Source organism: Staphylococcus sp. FSL W8-0304 (assembly GCF_038006565.1).
In the GTDB taxonomy this organism is placed as follows: domain Bacteria; phylum Bacillota; class Bacilli; order Staphylococcales; family Staphylococcaceae; genus Staphylococcus; species Staphylococcus epidermidis.
This window is the reverse complement of record NZ_JBBOVL010000001.1, coordinates 758,643-781,343: the sequence shown is the minus strand read 5'-3', so window position 1 is coordinate 781,343 and position 22,701 is coordinate 758,643. Positions and strand designations below refer to the sequence as shown.

Below are 22,701 nucleotides of genomic sequence, written 5' to 3'. Positions count from 1 at the left end.
CATGTAAATAAAAGCATATAAAATTTTAAGTTATACAACATTTCTACTTCTCATCTCAACTTATTTCATTTTATTTTCCCAAAAAAAGCAAGTAGATATGGTATACGCATTTCTACTTGCTCGTAATTAAAAAATCATTCTGTAATTTTTCTAAGATTGAATAGGATTGCTCTTAAATAATGTCATCCACATTACAATTAAACATACTGAAATTATTGATACTAATCCTAATACATTGTGTAAATTAGAACCAAATAATCCAACATTTAGTGCATACATATATCCCATAATCGTAGATCCGACAGACGAACCTAAATTTTTTGTCAATGCATAAAACGACATCATCTTTTTCATATTTTTTGGAGAAGTTTCCTCTTGGACAATAACACTATCTTTTGTATAAATATAGCCAAAACTTAAACCTGCAAATATAACCGCAAAAGCTATAAGCAATGGGAGTTTTAAGCCAAACATTATCATCAGACTACAAACTAATAAAACAAAAAATGAGCAAATATATAATGTTTTTCTAGTAAAATGCGCTTCTATTTTAGCTAAATTGAAATTAAGCGTAATCCAAGCAACAGACAACGGGAATATTACAAATCCACTTTTTAAAGGTGATAAACCAAGTTTTTCTTGTAAATATACTGGTATATATAAATTATATCCCATCAGTGTTATCGCAATTAGTAAATCCGTTATAAAAACTAGAACTATTGATATGTTAAATTCTTTTGTTGGTAAAAATGGTTGTTCGATACTATTTTCTACTTTAAATAGTATCCATAAAACAACTAAAGCTAAAATAATTGAGAATATATTAAAAATAATATGATGTTGGTTGAGTAAACCAAACATTAATAAAGCTATAAAGATATAAAAGATAATCAATCCTTTTATATCAAAACGACTCTGTTGTACTTGTGTCTCATTAGGAAAATGAAAAGTCATAAATACAAGTATTATTGCCAATATAGCAATAGGAATATTGATATAGAATAGCCAATGCCATGAAGCGAACTCTAAAATCGCACCACCTAATAATGGACCAATAATACTCGAAATTCCCCAGACACTTCCGACGATACCCATAATTTTATATCTTAACGGAATTTCAAAAGCCAACTTAGGAACTATTTGTGAGAGTGACATCATAACTCCTGCTCCAAAACCTTGTACTATTCGAGAGATAATTAAAAACGTAAACGTCTGACTTAATCCCGACATTAAACTACCTAAGGCAAACAATGATACCCCTACAACAGCAATGTTAATAATTTTAAATCTAGACATGAGCTCACCAACAATAGGGTTAGCTATAACTAAAGCAATAAAATATACAGTAAATACTAATGAAACTAGATTACCGGCATTCAAACTATTTTTTATTGTTGGTAATGCTAATGAAATGATTGATGTTTCTATAGCTGCCATAAACATTATTAGTATGAGTGCCATTACAGTAATGATGGACTTAAGATTCATAAAAAAACTCCCTTTTTATTGGATTTAGCTATTGAAACGTAAAATTGACTTTTTAATATGATGGTACTCATACACCATTTGTTTTCAATAAAAAGGAGTGAGATCAGTACATCTCACCCCTTTAAAAAGTCCATAAAGTTAAAATTAAAACGCCACCATGTGTTTATTTAAAGTGTAATGATATATCTAAAAATAATACTTATTTTTCTCTCTAACTTAAAAGGACAGAATGTTGCAATTCACATAAAATAAAAAATACCTATCATATGTAAGAGAGAAGCAAGAACAATAAATATATGCCAAATCATATGAAAATAAGGTTTATTTTTTTGGGCATAAAACCAAGCTCCGATAGTATAAGATAACCCACCAAGAAATATAAAGAAAATAAACCACCATGATGTTCGCATAATAATAATAGGTAAGAATATGATACCTACCCACCCCATCACCAAATAAACAATGAGACTTAATCTATGATTGACTTTAGTTGCTATTGATTTATACAAAATTCCCCATAATGTTGTTCCCCACAATAATATTGTGACAAGCCAACCTAACCAACCACCGACAACACTTAACAAAACAGGTGTATACGTTCCTGAAATAGCCACATAAATCATACTATGGTCAATAATCCTTAATATATATTTATGAGACGTATTATTTTGCATCGAATGATAAATGGTTGATGATATGAACATCATAAAAATACTAATCACATAAATCGACACACTAATTGACTCTAATGTGCCACCATTGTTAAAACTATGCACTGCTGCATATGGAAGAATAAATAATGTAAGTAATGCAGCAGCACCATGTGATGCTGCATTACCAATCTCTTCTCCAAATGTTAAAGGAATGATGTCCTTAAAAGTTTCTACCACAGAATCGTTTTTTCGCTTAGATGATTGAGACATCTATTCCACCACCTTTAGTTAAATCAAATCCATTCGTTTTAAATCTTCTATAGCTGTATGTACACTATCCTTACCTTCTTTATTTTTTAAAGGTGAAAATTCTTCTTCTCTTGGAACTTGTAGTGTTACAAAGCTTGTACCGTACCTAAATATGTCAAAATAAAATAATTCAAACTTTAATGTAGGTCGTTCAACCACACCAAAATTTTCATCTAATTGCTTTAATTGCTTAATTGCCAAATGATACGGTAATTCTCTATCAACAGCACTGGTAATGAAACCTAGTTTAAAAGCATGGATACCTATATTAGCATTGTTAAATTGATTTGCTATGTCTGTATCTAATTCGGAATACTCTAACACAGTGTCTTTACAATCAACATTTACAAGCCGACCTACACTTTCACTATCTTTAGGTTGAATTGTTTTTGATGTGATGTCTTTACTTTGTGTCACTGTAAAACCGGCAAATAACGGATCTAAAACTTTAACTAAGACATTATCAATGTTATTTAAGAAGATATATTTGACGTGATCCTGTTGCATTTTATCAAGGTATCCAGCTTTTTTAAGAGACTTGAATACCCCCCCATTACCATTAGGTGTTTCCATAATATGTCCATCTCTATTTAAAACAAGTTTTCCTTCTTCGCTTAAAGCAACAATGTTATCTTGCTTAAAAAAATGAATATGATTGGCATCATAATTAAAATATTTATGTTGTTTAAAATACTCTATTGTATCTTTATGATTAATGTCACTTGTCATAATATACCAATTAATTGTGTGGCCGGTTTCTTCTTTTAAACGAATCAATTGACGCGCCTGAAGCTCAAATAAACTCGTACCCTCTATTTCAAAAGAACCTTTAGGCCCTTTATATCCTAAACGCGTACCTTGTCCTCCAGCCATCAATAATACTACAAATTCACCATTTCGTATTGCCTCATAACCTTTTTGTTCATATGTATGTCGTTGTTCTTCATTGAGTCGTGATTTCACTTCATATTTAACTTCAGATACAGAAGATACATCATCAATAGTTTTTCTATTAACATATAAATCCTGATATAAATCTTGAATTTCTGCAAGATTTAACTGATTCAATTTTTCATCTAAAGCATTCTTTTCATTACTACTCATTAATTTTTCATATTCATACAAATGCTCTTGGTTATACTTTTCCAATTGATTTTTGTCTAACATGATAACGCTCCTTATGTATACGTAATTTTAATTGTTATTTTTCTCATAATAATCTTATTTGATTAACCAATAGTGCATCATAGTATTTAAATATGGTTGAAATAAAGTATATATCGCACCAACACTTAATGCAGTAGCTAGAGATACATCTACTAGTCCCCCAGTTTTAAAATGAATGGGTGATACGATATTAAATGGTAAAGGATATAATAGTTTAACACCTCTTGGGGTTAATATATCAAGTATAACATGCGAAAACATACCAATAACAATTGCAACCATATAATACATCGGAGTTTGTATGAAGTACAGTAAAAAACTAATTCCTATAATAAATAAAAGTGAATGCGTAAATGTTCTATGACCAAATAAAATTCTGACAAAAAAACTAGTAAGCCTAAATCGTCTTCCTATTTTACTTTGTGTATGACATATATCTGGCAATATACTTGAAATGACTGAAAGTACAATCACTGATATAGAAGTAAATATATCTGTATGAAAATATTGTGTGGTTATTGCACCGACTAAAAAGCCACATGATGCGTGTGTTTTACCTGTCATGTTTTGTTCTCCTTTATAAAAATATTTTAGCACATTTCGTTTTAAAAAGCGAACATACTTTCGCATTCACTTTCAATTAGTATGACATAATTAAAAAAAGTATCACATAAATACTTGAAAACGATTACACAATCATTTATGATAGGTTTATAAATTAATTAAAGGAAGTGTTTTTAATGGCAATGACAGTTAAGAAAAACGATAATGAAGTTCGTATTCAATGGAGAGTAGCAGATATCAAAATTCCAAATAATGAAATTAAAAATGTTACTCAAGATCAAGATATTCATGCCGTACCAGAAGAGAATGGTAAAGAAATATCTCGAATCGGTTCTACTTTCGGAAAAACAAATCGGGTATTAATTGATACTGATCAACACTTATATATTATTTACACTCAAAATGATCAAAAAGTATATAATGAGTTAACAAAATAAATTACAGATTTATATTGTTAACATAACTTTATAATCAGACTGTCGACATAACTCAATATAATGTCGACAGTTTTTTATTGTGATATTTTCAAAAGTGCTAAGCTGAATGATAAACTTTATATTGAAAAATAGACTAGGAGGTAATTTGAATGTTCGTTGTTACTAATAGAATCACTGTAAAAAAAGGATATGCAAAACAAATGGCGCCTAATTTTACTAAAGGAGGTCCTATTGAATCTTTAAAGGGCTTTGAAGGTATTGAAGTTTGGCAAATTGATAAAGATGATTATAGCGAAGATATGTATGTAAATAGTTGGTGGGAAACTGAAGAAGATTTTAAAAATTGGGTGAATAGTGATGTATTTAAACAAGCACATAAAAATACTGGTAAATCCGAAGATTCACCAGTCATTAAAAGCGAAATTGTTAAATCAAATGTTTTATCTTCTTTAAACAGAAGATAAATTATGCAAAGGGAGTGGGCTAGAATACGTATATGATTCATTGTCTAATTTTGCATTTATAATTATAAAAATAAAACAAGTTAGATATATGAGAATTTTTATTTCAACCATTAGTAATATATTGCTGTTGTTATGATTAGTTCCCCACTCCCACTAAATTAAAAATGAGTATATCTTTTATCCAATAAATAAATGCGCTAATAAAGCAATTATTGGAAGCGTAATGATAGTACGAATTAAAAAAATCATAAATAATTTACTTATACTAACTGGAATTTTAGAACCAAGAATCACGCCACCCACTTCAGATAAATAAACAAGTTGAGAGATACTCAATGCTCCAATTACAAAACGTGTTACATCATTTTGAACCCCTTCAATAAGAATAGAAGGTAAGAACATATCGGCAAACCCAATTAGAATTGTTTGTGATGCTTCATGTGCTTCTGGAATTTGTAACAATTCTAGTACTGGAACAAATGGTTTTCCTATAATCTCAAAAACAGGTGTGTAGTTAGCGATAATAGTAGCTATTGTTCCTATACTCATAACTACTGGTAAAATTACAAACCACATATCTACAACTGTTTTAAAACCCGAAATTAAAAATTCTTTAAACCCTGGCGATTTAATTCCAACTTCAGTTGCTAAATCAAAACCATATTTTAATGCTGTTTTGCCTTCTGGTAGCTGTTCCTTACGAGCCTCTTCACTTACTTCTTTAGCATATTCGTCAGGAATATTTTTAAGTGGCCAAATTCTTGGCATAATCATTGCTGCAATTAAACATGAAATGACTACTGTTAAATAAAAATAGAAGAATTGATCTTGCATTCTAATTGTTTCGGCAATGACAATCGCGAACGTAATAGATACAACACTAAAGGTTGTGGATATTACTGTTGCTTCTCTTCTTGAGTAATATCCTTCACCATATTGTCTACTAGTAATTAAAACACCAACTGTACCATCACCTATAAATGAAGCTAGATTATCAACTGTCGATCTACCAGGTAAAGTAAACAAAGGTCTCATGATAGGTCTAAAGATGGGGCCAAGTAATTCTAATAGACCATACTCCATTAATAAAGGTAAAAAAATTGCAGCAAATAAAAATACTGCTACAAGAGTAGGTAATAAACTCGAAAATACTAATCCACCTGTATCTTCAGATTTAATCATTTCAGGTCCAATATTTAAAAATGTTAGCCATGAGAAGAAGACAGCTAATACTCTCAAAACAAGCCACCCTATTTTAACGTTGAAAGCACTGCTCATTAAACCTTGAGGATTTAATTTGTTTTTAAAAATTGTAGAGCATAATATTGTTAAAATACCTGATACAGTTATGATGGTTACAATTAAAATTGGCATGATACCACCAAGCCAATCTTTTAATAAACCAGCTAAAAAAGCTATTGGAAGAGTCGTTTGCTGCTGTCCATCTTGAACAACTGGTATAGGAATTAAAAATAATATAATCCCTAACAACGACATAGTGATAAATTTAATTCTACCTCTAACTATGTCAACTTTTTTATATTCATTCATATATATTCAATCCATTTCTATCTTTTTATATCCATATGTAATTTAAAGTATATCACATTATATATATGCATTATTTTGAATAATTACGTAAAGAACACTATACGCTATTTATTAACTTTTAGCAAATCCATTTTAACTCTTTTTCCATTTAAGCAGTTCTATTCGTATATGATTTATATTTTTTATTTTTTTAATGAGCCATCAAAATGATATTGTAACATCAATAAGAGCCTGTACATTAATTTGTAATGTATCAGGCTCTATAACTAAAAATATAATATTGAAACTATCAAATTTACTACATCTTACGTAATAAAAATAAGAAGTAAGGTGCGCCTATAATTGCTATTACAACACCTACAGGAATATCAAGAGGAGGTTGTATACCTCTTGCTAAACCATCACCAAAAGTTAATAATATTGCTCCTACCAAACCTGACATGATTATAACATGTATATTTTTATGACCGACAAGTTGACGTGCAATATGAGGTGCTATAAGACCTAAAAAACTAATACCTCCTACTACTGCAATGGACGCGCCTGCTAACATTACTGCTAATACAAGTAAAGTCATTTTTAAGATTTTTACACGTGCTCCTAGTGCAATGGCTACATGATCACCTAAATTTAAAATATCAAGTTGATACCCTAATAACAATACTATAGGTACAGTGATAATAAACCATGGTAATAAACTATAAAAACTGGCTATATTATGACCATATAAACTACCAGTTAACCATAATAGCGCATTATTTGCATCAAGAGGATTACGTATAAGCAGGAATTGGACAATGGCCGTACAAATTGCACCTATAGCTAAACCTATCAATGCTAATTTTGATCCCTTTACATCAAATTTAGAAATAAGAACTGAAAGAATAATACTTATTGTCAAAGCACCGATAAATGAACCTAAAGGAAGAACAAATAGAGGTGCCGATGGAAATATCATTATGATTATTACTGCTGCTAAACTTGCCCCTTTTGTTATTCCAATAACATCGGGTGAGGCAAGTGGATTTCTTATAACCCCTTGTATCACCGAGCCAGAAATAGCTAAACTACTGCCTATAAGTATTCCTAAAAGTGTTCTAGGAATTCGATATTCATTTAAAATAAAGTCATTGTGTAAGAAGAAGCCTGTAACTGCATGAATAGGATTAATCATTACTGATCCTATACAAAGACTAAAGATTGTACTAAAAATTAATAACAGTAAGACAATGGTATAGCGCATCTTCAGGTTTTGTTTAATCATATGCGATTCACCCCTCTAACAGTTATGAATAAGAAGTAAAAAGCACCAACAAATGATGTAACAATACCTACTGGCGATTCGAATGGATAAGTAATTAAGCGACACAATACATCAGAAATAAGTAATAAAGTAGCGCCGAATATAAATGTTAAAGGTATCATCAATATATAGTTTTTATTTATATATCTTTTCACTATGTGTGGAACTATCAAACCAACAAATCCTATAGGACCAGCAATAGAAACAGAAACACCAGCAAGAACAACGACCAATATTCCAACAATCATTCTGACGATTTCTGTTCTTTGTCCTAATCCTCTGGCAATATCATCACCTAACTCTAATATAGTTAATTGTCTTCCCATAAATATGGTCACAAAAATAGCAAGGAGTAAAAATGGTAAGATAAATATAATCTGTTGCCATTTTATACCGGCTAATGAACCAACTAACCAGAACATCACTGTATCATTAGAATCTTCATTTAGAATAATTATACCTTGAGTCATACTACTAAAGAACAGATGAATAGCCATACCTGCAAGTGCTAGTTTAATCGGTGTAAGCGACTTAGTAGAGCCAGACAATGTATAGACAGTAAAACCTCCTAAGAAGGCACCAATTATCGCTAAAATTGTAGAGTAAGAGCCTAGAGACGGTATAAGTACAGTTATAAGAACAATAACGAAGGAAGCGCCTGCATTCACACCAAAAATCTGTGGTGAAGCCAAAGGGTTTTTGGTAATTGCCTGCATCAATAAACCTGCAATTGCTAAAGCGCCACCAATAATTAAACTAGCCAGCATTCTTGGCATACGTACATTGTGTATTAAGAAAGTTGCTTTTGTATTCGTGTGTCCAGTGACATAACTTAAAATATCATTCAATTGTATTTTTGAAGAACCAATCGCTAAATTCAAATATACTGAAATAAAAAGAAGGCACACACCCACAATAAAAGTGAGTGTAGTGCGCTTTTTCTTTTTTTGTTCAATAGCGGATTGACTATCTTTATTTACTATAGTCATTGTTTTCCACCTTACTTATTATCTTTTTTACTATCTTTCTTTGATAATTCAACAAGTTCTTTTGCCATTTCTTCAGAAGAAATTAAACCACGTGATCTTGCCCATAAATCACGGTCTAAAATATCAACACGTTGATTTTTCACAGCATTTAATTTCTTCCATACAGGATCTTTTTCTAGTTCTTTTAGTGAAGGTTCGTTAGAACTTGCTTTGTTTGTCATTATGAACATACGCTCAGGATTCACTTGAGATAAAGTTTCAGTGTTCATTTGTAAGTAAGGCCCTTTAAGATACTTACTTAAACCTTTAGTAACATCATCACTTAATGCTTCTTTAAAACCTAGTTGACTTAGGAATTGACCAACATAAGAGTTGCTTGGGTGAGCAAGCAAACCTGATTTAGCAGCTACTGCAGGCAATACCTTTAGATTTTTATCCATAGTTATTTCTTTTTTATATTCTTCAATTTTCTTATCATGTTCTTCTAAGCGTTTTTTACCTTCTTCTTCTTTATCTAAAGCCTTTGAAATTGTTTTAAAAGCATCAATATTTTCATTATAATCTCCATCGAAACTTTTCAGTTCAATCGTAGGAGCAATTTTATTTAAGTCTTTATAAATACCTTTGTGTCTATTATTATCAGCAATAATTAAATCTGGTTTGAGTTTACTGATTTCTTCTAAATTAGGTTGTTTACGTGTTCCTACAGAAGTGTATTTTCCAATTTTGTCTCTTAATGGTTTAATAATACGATTTTTTTTGTTATCATCCGCTATCCCAACAGGTTTAACATCTAAAGCAACTAACGCATCAACAAATGAATACTCAAGAACAACAACACGTTTAGGGTGTTTAGGTACCTTCGTAGTACCTTCTTCGTGCTTGATTTCAACTCCATCTTTTGATGACTCTTTACTTGAGTTACTTGAATTATTATTTCCACATGCTGCAGTTGCAATTAAAACAAACAATAAGCCAATTACACTTAAAATTTTTAAACCTCTCACTGTTTCCACTCCTTAATATGTATATGCTTACAATATTAGTTTATTGATAACGATTCTCAATGTCAATAACTTATTTTATTATTTTCATAATTAATCCAACGCTGAACAAATGATGTTTATATAAAAATGCTAATTTTAATAAGTAATGCCTATCAAAATTTAATTTGGAACGGTGCGTTGATTTAAAGGTAAATAAACACTTTTAGCAGTGGGAATATATGGGCATATCAAAGTTTTGAACAAGGGATTCTATTTTTGAATCACTACTATATAACTTAGTTAAATTTTTCATATACATGCTCTGAGACAGCGCTTCATAATTCAAGCTAAATTGAAGTTTATCTCCGATCTGATAATGGTCTTGGTTATTTAAATCAATCATTAAATGGTCACTTGATGCACCTAATATTCTTATATCATCCCCAAGAGGTTTTATCCCCTCGATAAAAGTATCTAAATAACCGATATCAACTATAGCTTGTAAATAAGATTGATTATTTTTTTGATATAGGCGTGGTTTTATTTCTATAATTTCTGCTTCTAATACTATCGCATTTTGATATAAGCTATTAATTGAATGATTTGTCGTCGTATCTATACCCCTTAATAATGCTTCCCCTATACGAAGATCATTGATTTTATCTAAATGATTGTACAGTGTTTGAGGTAACATACTCGAATTTCCACCTGAAATAATTCTAAACTTAAAATGAGTTTCACTTTCTACATCATGTATAAATTTGTTTATCATACGAACATCTTTTTCATTGGGTGCTTCTGATTTAAAGCACATAAAATTAAATGCCAAGCCAACAAGTTGTATGTGAGATAATTTAAGTATTTCTTGTACATAGCGTACCACATCATAGGTCAAGACCCCTTCTCTACCATCTTTCCAGTCAACCATTAGCATGATTTGATGTTTAATATCAAGAGATTTTGCTAACGTATTAAGTTTTTTGATTGTGGTTAATTCAGTTTGGATACTCATTTCTACTCTTGAAATCATCTTTTCCAAATCTGCTTCAACAGTAGGTCGTAACAATGTAAATGTAATGCCTAAATCTTTGAGTTGTTCAATATTATCTAGTCTTGATTCAGCAAAATGTGTAATTCCTAAAGACTTAATACTTGATACAATATGTTTATCCCCTGCGACACATTTAATTACTGGTGTGAAATGAATTTGTTTACATTCTAATAACGATTGAAGTACTTTGGCATTATATTTAATTTTAGATAAATTGACACGAACATTCGCCATGTACTACACCTCTTTTTTTATCGGATTATCTAACTTGGTATTTAAATATTTTTTCACTTTATTTTCCATTCTCATACTTAATAAAGCTTTGACTGTGATAGTTGACCCAAACAATAATTTTTTCAATTTTTCAGCATGTGGCTTGTCATTATCGATTGCCATTTCGATTTCTTCACGCACAATCTCAAATAATTCTTCTTCTATTACTTCATCATACTGATTAAAATGATGAATCAATTCTGCCAGCTGATTTTGAATCACTGCATGTTGAAATTTAGCAATAACCTCCTCAATAGTATCTGCAATAAGACTTTCATTTGTAACATCTATTTGAGGAACTTTCTGTTTAAGTATATTTAAATCTATACGAGAACCACCTAAATCACGTACAATGAATTTCATTTTATAATTAGGTCCAAGATTAACAATCGTATTTTGCATATGCGCTTCAAGTGCTATGCCATAATTTTGAATATACGCAATAAGTGGTGTAACTAAGGTTTGTGTATAAACTGCTATAAAATGCTTAATATGATCAAGTGTGATTTCATTTTCTATCCATTTTAAATAACTATCTACAACTGCCTGATTATCAATTGGATTAGGATTAACTAAACTAGCTGTTACAACTGTACAACCATAATCATATATCGTTGGTTTTTGACGTATGATAAGCGCTAATTGTTTTGATAAATCAGATGCCGTGTGAGCATAAGCTCCAAAAGGTTCCATCGCGACTTGAAGTTCTGGAAATTCCTGAAGCAATCCTTGTAATGCATGGCTTAACTTAGGACCATCTACAGTCGTAACTGATGAAACTGTTCTAATAGCACTTGTAGCTTGAACATTTACTGGCAATTTTACATGATATGGTTTATGAATTAAATCCATTGTTCTAAATGATAAAGTAGCTTTAGACTCAACAGTAAATGGTGTAGGTAGTAAGATTTTCTTGGCTATCCATTCTTCAAATTGTTCGCCGATAGTATGATCATACTGCCAAGGATGTATCAACATCACTCTGTAATTGTTAAGATTTAATCGAAGTGGCTCGAGGTAGCATTTTAAACGATCTCGATATTCAGGAATAACTTGATTTAGAATAAAATTTTGATCACCATTTATTGCTGTTGTTACTACATGATTTTTTTCAATTAGCATAATATTTAATGGAATAACTTTTTCAAATTCTGGTTCATAAAGTTTCAATTCATTAGTACTGAGAGGCAATTTAGTTTTTGTTAAAGGATGTGTTGGATGCCCTTCTATCACAAGACTTTCCGAGTAACTTAAATCATCTGTCATACCACTATCTTGTAAATGTTGCAGCCAAGCTATAAAATTTATAGAATTGGGTAATTTACTAAATTTCATACTCTGATGAATGAGTGTTTGTCTATTATAAAAATGTTTGTACGTTTCATACAAACTATCCCTACTATGAATTAATTCATCGTATAATCGTTTTGAAATGTTGATATGAAATATTTCCGTTAGTATTTGAAGAAGTTCTTCTAAACTTTCAACTGATTGAGACAATTTTTTATTTTCTAATACTATGTCACCAGTAAAAACATATCTTTTTAAGGCACTTTTTCGAGCTACTTTTAACGATAAAAGGTGCTCATTGAGTAAAATTTCAACTTTACGCGTACCTTCTTTAATACACATACCTTCAGAAACAATATGCTCCTTAATCATTGCGTTAATCGTTCGATATTGGATGTTTTTGTCAGCTAAAAGCCATTCCTTATGATTCATTATTGCTCTCCTCCATATTCGAAATACGTTGTATGATATAAAAAATGATTGAAATACTAATAGTGCTAATTCCCATAATAGTAAATGTAGTTAAAATACCGAACATATCCGCGAAAAAGCTCATTATTAAACTACCTAACGGAATCATACCTCGATCCATCATTACAATACTTAATACTTTCCCTCTATCACAGTCCTTTACACTATGTTGAAAATAAACTCTATTAGTTGTTCTAGCCCATTGACTAAACAAACCTATTAACGTAATACATATAAACATGACTACTAAATGATGTATGATAATACCTAGTAAAGCCATACCAAACAATATTGAACTGAGATAATACATTTTTACTGTACTCAAGTGTTTTAAAATTGATGGTAAGACTATCGTTGCAACTATTCCTCCAATCGCACAAAAAGTCATAGCTATACCAAACACTTGCGATTGACCAGGAAAAATATGGTTTGTTAATACTGGTAAAACTGTAGTATAAGAAAAGCCTGTTGCCATAATAATTATAGACGTTATGAATATCTGACTACCTTCTAAATTACTTTTAAAATAATTTAGCACAACTTTAAGTGGTAATGCTTTTCCTTCTTTTTGACTTACTATGACTTCAAAATGAATAGGTATACATAAAACTGCTGCGATAAAATAGCACACTGCTTGAGCTAAAAATGTAGTGGGTGTATGGTATACAGCTATTAAGCCACCCGCTATTGCAGGTCCTATTGATCGACATATATTAATAATGAACGAATGAAAGGAAACTGCTTGAGTTGTAGAAATTTTACTAGATAAATCAGGTAAAACTGCTTGTCTCACCGGAGTTTCTACAGCACTTAGTATCCCCCTAAATGTTGCATATAAAAGTATGATGAAAATCGGTATAGTGTTAAGACTATATGTAAGTAAACACAATAATGCTGTAATGATGAATGATGAACTAATAGTGATACGTAACAGGAGACCTTTGTCATATTTATCGGCTATGGATCCTGCCCAAACACTTAATAGTAAAATAGGTATAAGACGACAGAAATTAACTAAGCCTAAATATACAGCATTATGATATGTTGTGAGTACGAACCAATTTAACCCCACTTGACCAATCCAATTTCCTAAAAATAACAGAAAAGAACTGGAAAAGAAATATTTTGCCATCAAATTCCACCTGTCTTTTTCATTGATAATAATTATCATTATCATTAATATGGATTATACAAATGTTATTTATTTTTGTAAAATATTTTTTAGAGGTGAATTATGAATTTCAATCAATTTATAAATAAACAAAATATAATAATGACTGAAGATGAGCATAATGTATATGACTTTCTTAAACAACATGATCCTAAGTGGTCTTCTAATTATATTGATCATTTATTAGATGGACGTGATAAAGTAAGTCAACGTTTAATTACATCTTTACATAGGGAGAATTTAGTAAAAAGTCGCGATCATAGTCGTGTACTTAATCGACGTCAGTTTGCTGGTTACGGAGTTAATGTGATTGCCATTTTAGAAATCTATTTTCCAACATCAAATATTTATTTGTATGCACCAATAACTGGAATGCATGCATTCGATCGCCTTGATGTCGAAGGACCTTTTTATTTTAAGAATCTAAGTAAAGAAGATGATTTTGAACGTGTACTACATCCTAATCAAATATTAGATTGGATATTAATTGAAGATGAGAACTTAAATAACGAGGCTAGTATACAATTTAGAAATGATTTAAATAATAGTGCAGCTAATATGACTTTTGCTTTAAGTTTCCAACATCATACGATGCGTAATGAAAGAGCGCCATTATATCACCTTATTAAAAATGCAAATGATAGTTACTTGCGTTCTGAACAATCTGTCGTCGAAGGCCATCCCCTTCATCCTGGTGCTAAGTTAAGAAAAGGAATGAATGCTGGGGAAAACTTTATGTATTCATCAGAATTTGGTAATGTTATTCATCTAAAAGCCGTGTTTATTCATAAAAGTATAAGTCGTATTCAATCATTGAATGTAGATTACAATGATGCCGTAAAGCAAATGTTTCCTGACTTAATTAAAACCTTAGAAAAAGAATTTGGCGAAGATTTTAATTTACAAAATTATCATTTAATGATGGTTCATCCTTGGCAAATAAAACATATTTTACAAAGTGATTATCAGGATGAACTAAACGAAAAGTTAATATTGATAAGTAATCATTCAGTACCATACTATGCTGGTCTATCATTTAGAACGTTAGTACCTAAACAACCTGATTTATCCCCGCATATCAAATTATCAACGAATGTGCATATAACTGGTGAGATTCGAACATTGTCTGAACAAACGACGTATAATGGACCATTAGTGACTCAAATTTTAAGGGAGATTATGTCAAAAGATGAAGATTTTTCACGTTATCAATCTACTTATATCGATGAAAATGCAGGGATTCACTTTTACAATCGAAACGACAATGAGTCAATTCAAACAGATCGAAGTGAACAATTAGGGACTTTGTTTAGAAATAATTTATATCAATTTATATCTAATGAAACAGTGCCAGTAATTCCATCAAGTTTGGTTGCGACCTATCCATATAATACTGAAGCACCAATTTGTACGTTAATCAAAACGTATCAAAATACGCATCAATATAAAAATTTTGAAGAAGCAGCGAAACAATGGATTAAAGACTATAGCAAAGCTCTTCTTGGCTTAGTTATCCCTCTCTATTCAAAATATGGAATTTCGCTAGAGGCACATTTACAAAATTCAGTGGCAACTTTTAATAAAGATGGCGCACTAGATATGATTTATATCAGGGACTTTGAAGGATTACGTATTGATAATGAACAATTGAATAATGCTGGATTTACTACTCAACATTTCCATGAAAAATCTAGAATCCTTACAAATTCTAAAACATCAGTATTTAATAAAATGTTCTATTCAACAGTTCAAAATCATTTAGGTGAACTCGTTATTACAATAGCTAAATATTCTGATAGTAAAGTCCTTGAACAAGAAATATGGCAAATTATTGCACAAACAGTAGAAGACATTTTTAATCACATGACTCACATTTCAAAACAACATCTCAACAACATCAAGCGCACTATTTTCGCATCCGAAATCGATTATAAGTGTGTCACAACAATGCGTTTAGAGGATCAAGCACATGAATATACGTATATTAAAGTGAATAATCCACTTCATAGAAAGAATGATTTATAAAATCAAAAAGCACTCGAGCATCATGCTCAAGTGCTTTTTTGGTATACATCAAGAGATTGATTATTTTAAACCTTCTCTTTCATTGTTTTCTTTGTTATCTTTTTCGTTTTTTTGTTGCCATTCTTTTTTTGTCATTACGTCGTCAACTTGCATGTTAACTTCAACAACTTCTAAACCAGTAATATATTTTACTTGTTCTTTAACTAAGTCTGTCACTTTACGGAAAATTTTAGGTGCAGATTCACCATATTCTAAAATAACTTTTAAATCTACAGCAGCTTGTTTTTCTCCAACTTCTACAGATACGCCTGTAGTTACATTGTTACCGCTTGAGAAAGCGTTAGTAAAGCTGTCTGTGAAGCCACCTTTCATGTCTAAAATTCCTTTAACTTCACGTGCTGCAATACCAGCAATTTTTTCAACTACTTCATCTGAGAAAGTTAATTTGTTTTCAAATTGAGGTTGATTATTTTGAGCTTGTTGTTGCTCTTTTCTTTCTTGTTCATTAACCCCTGTTTGATTATCATATGCTTGTTTAGCTTTATTGTTATCTACTGCCATAATACATTCTCCTTTATTTTTAAATTAGTTTTATCCATAAATTAATTAATTAGAAACTTCTTAATATCTGAGTCTAACTCCATCTATTTAGGAAGTTTAAGAAATCTTGAGTACGGTCTTTAATATACCCGATACCGATTCCTATTAAACATAAGACTATAATTAAAATTGTCTTCCAGAATCCAAGAGTTAGGAATAATATAGCTATAATTAAAAATGCTAAAAATCCAATAATACGCCATTTAAACGATTTTAAAATATTTATAAATTGTTGAGTAGCGTCTTGTCCGTTTTGATTGTTATTATCAGCCATGGTATCCCTCCCTTACAATACGCGTGGACCAGATGTTTTCTGATCACGTACGTTAACTTCTAATTTTCTTACAGGAATTTCAGTAAAGTGTTCAACATTACTTTTGATATCAGCACGGATACTCTCTGTTAAACTCTTAACTTGAACATGGTTTGGTACGAAGAAATCTGTTTTGATGTCAATGAATGATTTATTCTTTTTGTTATAGAGCTTACTTACAACGTTTGGTTGTCTAACTTGATCATATTTAGCAATTGTATCGTAAATTGTTTTTTCAACAGCTTTACGTGATACGTAAATATGTCCATCATCGAAGTCTTTATAAAGTCCAGGTTTGCGATGCGTAGGTTTAAAAATACTAAGTACTAATATAAGTCCTATTAATATAAGTAATCCTGCAAGCCCAATCAATAGTGGTTGGAACCAATTAAATTGTAAGAAGTAGTCTTGATAACTTTGAATGCGACTATCATCTATATACATAAATAATAGGAAGCCAACTATAGCCACAATGAGTAAGCCGAGAATAAAATTCTTAAGTCTTTTCACCTCGCACGTCACCTCCTTAGCAAAAGTTAATTTTAGATTATACATCAATTAGGTACCCTATAAATATTTTTTAAAACATTAATAATTCAAATTGATATCTAATTTAAAATATATTTAAAGAAGTACATCTTACAATCGTTATTCCCTATTTTTTTAATAGAAAACCAGAATTAAGCAAATTAATTTTATTTTCATTATAGAGCTTTAAATTTTAATATATAGTTTTTCATGTCCGTGTTATACATGTCTGATAACGTATAGATAGTTCTTTTATTGGAGACTTTTATTAGAAGCGAATAATTGCAATAACCATTAATGAAAATGTTAATAAAATCACTATAAGCTATATTGTAATGACTTTATGTTACTGCGTGTAAGAACAAAATATTACGCCAACTTATATAAAATAATATTAATCACTAGGCAGGAATTAAGCATATTTAAACACAATTGATACAAATAGTAGAATTAAGTATGAATATCATCATTCAAATAAAGTAAAAGTGCTTAAATTAAAATTCATGTTTATAATCTACTAATACATTACATCAAAAGATTAAATATACATGTTCTATCACACTCTGTTTATAATGATTAATCATTTCAAATGACAAATATAAAAGCCTGGAACATCAAATGTTCCAGGCTTTTATGGTGTATTAATAATTAATCACTGCGTTAAAATAAACACTTATCTTGTATGGATTATGTTTCATATTAAAGCTTTAGACTGAATTAGGATATTAAACGTTGTCGCCTTTTCATACATATACTGACATTTATATAACGTTTTTTACTTAAGATTGATAACAAGCTTACCAATCATAGAATGAGACTCTAAAATTTGATGCGCTTCATAAAGGCTATCTACACTTAATCCGTTGATAACTCTCGTGGTAGTTGGTTGATAATATCCCTGTTCAACCTTTTCTGCTATATCCTTAAGATATTCATGGTGTTTGATTACATCATCTGTATGGTGTAATGGTCTTGAAAACATAAATTCATGCGTAAATGTTACACTTTTAGATTTCAATAAATTTAAATCTTGTTGCGAATTAAATGCGACAATTGTCGCAATATGTCCTCTAGGTTTAACTAAGTTAACCATCATTTCATAATACTTATCTGTATCAAATGTACAAAAGATATAGTCAACACCCTCAATATGATTATCTTTAAATTGTTGACGTAAATCTTTCCTATGATTCAGTACAATATCAGCACCTATATTAATAGACCACTTTATAGTATCCTCTCTCGAAGCAGTTGTAATAACCTTCAACCCATAAAATTTCGCTATCTGTGTTGCAATACTACCTACACCACCTGCTCCATTAATTATTAACAAAGATTTACCTTTATTTTCAGAAGGATTTTTTGAAATCCCAAAAACATCGAAAAGCGTTTCATAAGCTGTTAACCCAGTTAAAGGTAGGCTAGTTGCTTGTTCACTTTTCAAATTTTTAGGTGCTTTAGCTACTAAATACTCCTCTATTAATTGGTATTCTTCATTCGAACCATTTTGGTTAGGGGAACCTGAATAAAAAACGACGTCCCCTTCTTGAAACATTGACACTTGATCTCCAATCTTTTCAATCACACCAACAGCATCAAAGCCAAGTACACGTGGCGCTTTGTCAACTGGCATCGTACGCTGTTTTGTATCAACAGGATTCACACTAATACTTTGAACCTTGACTAATAATTCATGGCCGGATGGATGAGGTATATCAAAGTTAAATTCCTCAAAACAATTTCCTTCATCTAATTGGAATGGAGATTTAAATCCTATCGCTTTCATAGTGCCACCTCTTTAAAATTATTTAATTTCATTATATCACTTCAACTTACTACTTGTAGTGTGAACGTTTTATCGTCAAGTAAATTAATGCTTTGCTTTTATTCACTTGCCACTTTAATAACTTGTTTACCAAAATTATCACCAGTTAGCAAATTTCTAAAGGCTTGCGGTACTTTATCAAAACCATCTTCTACTGAAACTTGTGTTTTAATTTTATTCTCTTGAACCCATTGAGCTAATTGCTCGCTCGCTTCTTTAAAACTATCAGCGAATTCTGCTACTAAGAAACCTCTCATCATTGCTTGATTTTTAATCAATGTTTGCTGAATGCGTGGCCCAATATCTTTTTCTGGATGATTATAGGATGAAATCGCACCACAAACAGGAATTCTTGCATGTGTATTAAGATGTTTGAAGACTTCATCGCCAATATATCCACCTACATTTTCAAAGTAGACATCTATACCGTTAGGCACCGCTTCTTTTAAGGCTTCAGGGAAGTTATCTTTTTTGTAATCGATACCAGCATCAAAATGAAGTTCATTTTTTAGATAGTTCACTTTTTCATCTCCACCTGCTATACCAACGACTCTGCAACCTTTAAGTTTCGCAATTTGGCCCACAACTGAGCCAACTGCACCTGAAGCTGCTGAAATAACTACTGTTTCACCTTCTTTAGGTTGTCCGATATCAAGTAGTCCATGATAAGCAGTCTGACCTGGCATCCCCAACACACTAAGATAAAGATGTAATGGTACGTCAGAAGAAGGTACTTTGTTAACATACTCACTCTTTACTGTATTGATTTTTTTCCAAGGGAGCATGCCCACTACTATATCACCTTCATCAAAATTACTATCCTTGGATTTCAAAACTTTAGATACTGTATGTCCATTGAAAGGTTCCCCTTGTTTAAAAGGATCTACATAAGAATCAGCATTTGTCATACGTCCCCTCATATATGGATCAACCGATATATATAATGCTTTCAATTGCAATTCGTTTTCTGAAGGTTCAATAACATCTATATCTTCATATTTAAATGTATCGTCTTGTGGCATTCCGTCTGGTACTTTATTAAATATTATTTGTTCATTATTCATATAATCATCATCCTTATAATAGTTGTTTATGCTTTTATGTTACCCTAAACAATTCGATCGCAATCATTACATATCATTTGTATAATAATATTTATAGTATCGTGAATATAAATGAAGAGGAGATGTGTGTTCATGAGATTAAGTTTACTTGATTATGTCCCGTTGTTCGAAGGGCGTAGCCCAAATGACGCCCTAAAGCATAGTATTGAATTAGCCCAACACGCTGAGAAACTTGGGTACTTACGATACTGGGTTGCAGAACATCATCAAGTTTATTCTGTTGTTTCGAGCGCGCCCGAAATAATAATGATGTCGATTTTAGAACACACACAACACATCAAAGTTGGTAGTGGAGGTGTGATGTTACCACATTATAGTCCTTATAAAGTAGCTGAACAATTTAAAATTATGGAAGCAAGACACCCCCAACGTATCGATATGGCTATAGGACGTTCGCCAAGCTTTAAAAATGTTAATGAAGCATTAAATGAAAACAAAAATAAAAAATTACCATTCAATACTCAGATTATTGATTTGCTTAAATACTTCAATAACGATACATCTCAAGAGCATCGTTTCAAATCATTATTAGCCACACCTATGGTTAGTTCATTTCCTCAGTTATATATTTTAGGTATGAGTAATAGAAGCGCAAAATTAGCCGCTCAGCGGGGACTACCTTTTGTTATTGCACGAATGGGACAATCTGAGACTGACCTTCATGAAGCTATAAGCACTTATCGAAAATATTTCAAAGCTTATCATGGTGAAATTAATAATGCAAAACCATATGTTATTTTAGCAACTTTTGTAGTAACAGCTCCTAATTTGTCTAGAGTTAAACAATTGCTACATGCGCTTCAACTTTGGTTGATGCGTATTAACTATTTAAATCAACCTAAGAGCTATCCATCGATTGAAACAGCACAGAGCAAGCATTATAGTCAACGAGAATTAGAAAAGCTTGAAAAGATGAAATCAAAAATCATATACGGAATGCCAAATGATGTTGCAGAACAACTTACCTTGCTTCATCAACAATTTAAAGTGGATGAAATCCTCATCTTACCTCATGTATTTGGTGAAGATGCTAGAATGGAATTAATTGAGTTAATTGCGAATGAATTGATTCCATCTTGTTCACGCGATGAATTTTAGACTATTACTAAAAGACGCACGATTGAAAGTCAAGTTATCATTCAATCGTGCGTTTTGTTTTTTACTTTTAAGTTCCCCATAAGAATTGTATGATTTTATTTGCAACATCTTTATTCTCATGTAATTGACTATGTTGTCCCTTTGCACCTTTAAATTTCATTTCTTGATAAGACTTAGCGCTACCTCTTAGTAAATATTGAAGCGATTGAGAAGAGCTATTTGACACACGTCCATCTGAATGTGAGCCATCTTGTAAATCTCCGTAGATATTTAAAACTTCTATTTCCTTACCACTATAAATCTTATGCAATGATAACAATTGTCGATATGCGGGATTCATTCTACTTGGTTTTCCCTGTTTATCTACGATAATTTCATTCACTTCCTCATTCATATTCAAAACCCCGTTATAAACTCCTGCTATATTAACTTCTTTTTTAAGTTGTGGCAAATGCTGATTGTCTCCATAAATTTTCATGTAAAAAGCAAATGACATGTTCCCCATTGAATGTCCTACAAAATTAAATTGTTGAATTCCAAATTGACTTTTTAGTTGTGATAGAACTTCTTTAATCCAGAAAGCATTTTCTTTAAAATTTCCATTTTTATTATCTTTAAATTCTACTTTGACAATAGGGTTAGCTGCATCTTTACTTAATTTTTTATCAAAATATACTTTTCCTTCACGACTTACTCTAGCGGTTATCACTTCATTGGTTACATTTTTATTTAATGCTTGTTTGACCATAAACGTTTCTGAGCGTTCGCTACCTCCATAACCATGTAAAAAAAGTGTTGCCGTTGTTTTTAAATTATTATTAGAATATTGAGTCGAAATGTATGATTGCGATTGAGTTTTGTTATAAATAATAACCAAAACTAAGACTGTCGTAGATAAGATTGTAAATAATAGAATTGTGAATTTTGACTTCATCATTAGCCCTCTTCATGTTTATTTATTAATTATACTATTACTAGTAAAAATTTATTTGATTTAAGGTATATCACAATGAGACATAAC

21 protein-coding genes are annotated in these 22,701 nt (G+C 31.0%); 4 read left to right on the top strand and 17 right to left on the bottom strand.

Annotated elements, in window-relative coordinates:
* Positions 1-150: 150 nt before the first annotated feature.
* From sdrM to NST35_RS03515, 4 genes are all read right to left on the bottom strand, one after another.
* Positions 151-1,488 carry a multidrug efflux MFS transporter SdrM gene (sdrM, locus tag NST35_RS03530; RefSeq protein WP_002458402.1) on the bottom strand — a complete coding sequence of 446 codons (1,338 nt, stop codon included), beginning with the start codon at positions 1,486-1,488 and terminating at the stop codon, positions 151-153.
* A 239-nt stretch (positions 1,489-1,727) separates the two neighbouring features.
* Positions 1,728-2,411 (bottom strand): PAQR family membrane homeostasis protein TrhA, encoded by a 684-nt coding sequence (gene trhA, locus NST35_RS03525; protein ID WP_002447365.1) that lies wholly within the window; start codon positions 2,409-2,411, stop codon positions 1,728-1,730.
* Between the two features lie 18 nt (positions 2,412-2,429).
* Positions 2,430-3,617 carry a UTP--glucose-1-phosphate uridylyltransferase gene (locus NST35_RS03520; RefSeq protein ID WP_002458401.1) on the bottom strand — a complete coding sequence of 396 codons (1,188 nt, stop codon included), beginning with the start codon at positions 3,615-3,617 and terminating at the stop codon, positions 2,430-2,432.
* A 54-nt stretch (positions 3,618-3,671) separates the two neighbouring features.
* The gene (locus NST35_RS03515) at positions 3,672-4,181 is read right to left on the bottom strand and encodes a metal-dependent hydrolase (RefSeq protein WP_001829793.1); all 510 of its coding nucleotides are present in this window, start codon (positions 4,179-4,181) and stop codon (positions 3,672-3,674) included.
* A gap of 176 nt (positions 4,182-4,357) precedes the next feature.
* Between NST35_RS03515 and NST35_RS03510 the strand changes: the two genes are divergently transcribed.
* Positions 4,358-4,618, top strand: coding sequence for a SunI/YnzG family protein (locus NST35_RS03510; RefSeq protein WP_001829752.1), 261 nt, complete (start codon positions 4,358-4,360; stop codon positions 4,616-4,618).
* 149 nt (positions 4,619-4,767) lie between these two features.
* Positions 4,768-5,082, top strand: coding sequence for a heme oxygenase (locus tag NST35_RS03505; protein WP_001829739.1), 315 nt, complete (start codon positions 4,768-4,770; stop codon positions 5,080-5,082).
* 177 nt (positions 5,083-5,259) lie between these two features.
* Here NST35_RS03505 and NST35_RS03500 read toward each other — a convergent pair whose 3' ends face one another.
* The 7 genes from NST35_RS03500 to NST35_RS03470 form a co-directional block, all read right to left on the bottom strand.
* Positions 5,260-6,633: a YjiH family protein gene (locus NST35_RS03500; protein ID WP_002447361.1), complete on the bottom strand. Its 1,374-nt coding sequence runs from the start codon at positions 6,631-6,633 to the stop codon at positions 5,260-5,262.
* A 298-nt stretch (positions 6,634-6,931) separates the two neighbouring features.
* The gene (locus tag NST35_RS03495; RefSeq protein WP_002447360.1) at positions 6,932-7,897 is read right to left on the bottom strand and encodes a FecCD family ABC transporter permease; all 966 of its coding nucleotides are present in this window, start codon (positions 7,895-7,897) and stop codon (positions 6,932-6,934) included.
* On the bottom strand, positions 7,894-8,925 hold the full coding sequence (locus tag NST35_RS03490; protein ID WP_002447359.1) for a FecCD family ABC transporter permease: 1,032 nt from the start codon (positions 8,923-8,925) through the stop codon (positions 7,894-7,896). Before NST35_RS03490 ends, NST35_RS03495 begins: the two co-directional genes overlap by 4 nt.
* A gap of 11 nt (positions 8,926-8,936) precedes the next feature.
* Positions 8,937-9,932, bottom strand: coding sequence for an ABC transporter substrate-binding protein (locus NST35_RS03485; RefSeq protein WP_002458399.1), 996 nt, complete (start codon positions 9,930-9,932; stop codon positions 8,937-8,939).
* A 202-nt stretch (positions 9,933-10,134) separates the two neighbouring features.
* Positions 10,135-11,196, bottom strand: a complete 1,062-nt coding sequence (locus tag NST35_RS03480) for an alanine/ornithine racemase family PLP-dependent enzyme (protein ID WP_002458398.1) — start codon at positions 11,194-11,196, stop codon at positions 10,135-10,137.
* A 3-nt stretch (positions 11,197-11,199) separates the two neighbouring features.
* Entirely contained in the window at positions 11,200-12,957 is a 1,758-nt protein-coding gene (locus NST35_RS03475; RefSeq protein WP_002458397.1) for an IucA/IucC family protein, read from the bottom strand.
* A complete protein-coding gene (locus NST35_RS03470; RefSeq protein WP_002458396.1) occupies positions 12,947-14,128 on the bottom strand; it encodes an MFS transporter in 1,182 nt (393 codons plus the stop codon). The genes NST35_RS03475 and NST35_RS03470 overlap by 11 nt, the downstream gene beginning before the upstream one ends.
* 102 nt (positions 14,129-14,230) lie before the next feature.
* Here NST35_RS03470 and NST35_RS03465 point away from each other — a divergent pair, with 102 nt between their 5' ends.
* The gene (locus NST35_RS03465; protein WP_145368868.1) at positions 14,231-16,192 is read left to right on the top strand and encodes an IucA/IucC family protein; all 1,962 of its coding nucleotides are present in this window, start codon (positions 14,231-14,233) and stop codon (positions 16,190-16,192) included.
* A gap of 60 nt (positions 16,193-16,252) precedes the next feature.
* On the opposite strand, the gene NST35_RS03460 is transcribed toward NST35_RS03465, so the two are convergent.
* The 5 genes from NST35_RS03460 to NST35_RS03440 form a co-directional block, all read right to left on the bottom strand.
* Positions 16,253-16,753, bottom strand: coding sequence for an Asp23/Gls24 family envelope stress response protein (locus tag NST35_RS03460; protein ID WP_002447353.1), 501 nt, complete (start codon positions 16,751-16,753; stop codon positions 16,253-16,255).
* A 73-nt stretch (positions 16,754-16,826) separates the two neighbouring features.
* Positions 16,827-17,066, bottom strand: a complete 240-nt coding sequence (locus NST35_RS03455) for a DUF2273 domain-containing protein (protein WP_001829717.1) — start codon at positions 17,064-17,066, stop codon at positions 16,827-16,829.
* A 12-nt stretch (positions 17,067-17,078) separates the two neighbouring features.
* Positions 17,079-17,615 (bottom strand): alkaline shock response membrane anchor protein AmaP, encoded by a 537-nt coding sequence (gene amaP, locus NST35_RS03450; RefSeq protein WP_002458394.1) that lies wholly within the window; start codon positions 17,613-17,615, stop codon positions 17,079-17,081.
* 793 nt (positions 17,616-18,408) lie between these two features.
* A complete protein-coding gene (locus NST35_RS03445; RefSeq protein WP_002457932.1) occupies positions 18,409-19,419 on the bottom strand; it encodes a zinc-binding alcohol dehydrogenase family protein in 1,011 nt (336 codons plus the stop codon).
* Positions 19,420-19,517: 98 nt separating this feature from the next.
* A complete protein-coding gene (locus NST35_RS03440) occupies positions 19,518-20,522 on the bottom strand; it encodes an NADP-dependent oxidoreductase (RefSeq protein ID WP_340747256.1) in 1,005 nt (334 codons plus the stop codon).
* Between the two features lie 132 nt (positions 20,523-20,654).
* On the opposite strand from NST35_RS03440, the gene NST35_RS03435 reads away from it, so the two are divergent.
* The gene (locus NST35_RS03435) at positions 20,655-21,680 is read left to right on the top strand and encodes an LLM class flavin-dependent oxidoreductase (RefSeq protein WP_002457934.1); all 1,026 of its coding nucleotides are present in this window, start codon (positions 20,655-20,657) and stop codon (positions 21,678-21,680) included.
* A gap of 67 nt (positions 21,681-21,747) precedes the next feature.
* Here the strand turns inward: NST35_RS03435 and NST35_RS03430 are convergent, their stop codons facing one another.
* Positions 21,748-22,614 (bottom strand): alpha/beta hydrolase, encoded by an 867-nt coding sequence (locus tag NST35_RS03430; protein WP_020359641.1) that lies wholly within the window; start codon positions 22,612-22,614, stop codon positions 21,748-21,750.
* Between the last annotated feature and the right edge of the window lie 87 nt (positions 22,615-22,701).

What these genes read in the sequence shown, in the direction of transcription:
- NST35_RS03435 (WP_002457934.1), top strand. Translation starts at nt 20,655, where the DNA reads ATGAGATTAAGTTTACTTGATTATGTCCCGTTGTTCGAAGGGCGTAGC.
- NST35_RS03495 (WP_002447360.1), bottom strand. Translation starts at nt 7,897, where the DNA reads ATGATTAAACAAAACCTGAAGATGCGCTATACCATTGTCTTACTGTTA.
- NST35_RS03475 (WP_002458397.1), bottom strand. Translation starts at nt 12,957, where the DNA reads ATGAATCATAAGGAATGGCTTTTAGCTGACAAAAACATCCAATATCGA.
- NST35_RS03505 (WP_001829739.1), top strand. Translation starts at nt 4,768, where the DNA reads ATGTTCGTTGTTACTAATAGAATCACTGTAAAAAAAGGATATGCAAAA.
- NST35_RS03500 (WP_002447361.1), bottom strand. Translation starts at nt 6,633, where the DNA reads ATGAATGAATATAAAAAAGTTGACATAGTTAGAGGTAGAATTAAATTT.
- trhA (WP_002447365.1), bottom strand. Translation starts at nt 2,411, where the DNA reads ATGTCTCAATCATCTAAGCGAAAAAACGATTCTGTGGTAGAAACTTTT.
- NST35_RS03515 (WP_001829793.1), bottom strand. Translation starts at nt 4,181, where the DNA reads ATGACAGGTAAAACACACGCATCATGTGGCTTTTTAGTCGGTGCAATA.
- NST35_RS03520 (WP_002458401.1), bottom strand. Translation starts at nt 3,617, where the DNA reads ATGTTAGACAAAAATCAATTGGAAAAGTATAACCAAGAGCATTTGTAT.
- NST35_RS03460 (WP_002447353.1), bottom strand. Translation starts at nt 16,753, where the DNA reads ATGGCAGTAGATAACAATAAAGCTAAACAAGCATATGATAATCAAACA.
- NST35_RS03490 (WP_002447359.1), bottom strand. Translation starts at nt 8,925, where the DNA reads ATGACTATAGTAAATAAAGATAGTCAATCCGCTATTGAACAAAAAAAG.
- NST35_RS03480 (WP_002458398.1), bottom strand. Translation starts at nt 11,196, where the DNA reads ATGGCGAATGTTCGTGTCAATTTATCTAAAATTAAATATAATGCCAAA.
- NST35_RS03440 (WP_340747256.1), bottom strand. Translation starts at nt 20,522, where the DNA reads ATGAATAATGAACAAATAATATTTAATAAAGTACCAGACGGAATGCCA.
- NST35_RS03470 (WP_002458396.1), bottom strand. Translation starts at nt 14,128, where the DNA reads ATGGCAAAATATTTCTTTTCCAGTTCTTTTCTGTTATTTTTAGGAAAT.
- sdrM (WP_002458402.1), bottom strand. Translation starts at nt 1,488, where the DNA reads ATGAATCTTAAGTCCATCATTACTGTAATGGCACTCATACTAATAATG.
- NST35_RS03430 (WP_020359641.1), bottom strand. Translation starts at nt 22,614, where the DNA reads ATGAAGTCAAAATTCACAATTCTATTATTTACAATCTTATCTACGACA.
- NST35_RS03510 (WP_001829752.1), top strand. Translation starts at nt 4,358, where the DNA reads ATGGCAATGACAGTTAAGAAAAACGATAATGAAGTTCGTATTCAATGG.
- NST35_RS03445 (WP_002457932.1), bottom strand. Translation starts at nt 19,419, where the DNA reads ATGAAAGCGATAGGATTTAAATCTCCATTCCAATTAGATGAAGGAAAT.
- NST35_RS03465 (WP_145368868.1), top strand. Translation starts at nt 14,231, where the DNA reads ATGAATTTCAATCAATTTATAAATAAACAAAATATAATAATGACTGAA.
- NST35_RS03455 (WP_001829717.1), bottom strand. Translation starts at nt 17,066, where the DNA reads ATGGCTGATAATAACAATCAAAACGGACAAGACGCTACTCAACAATTT.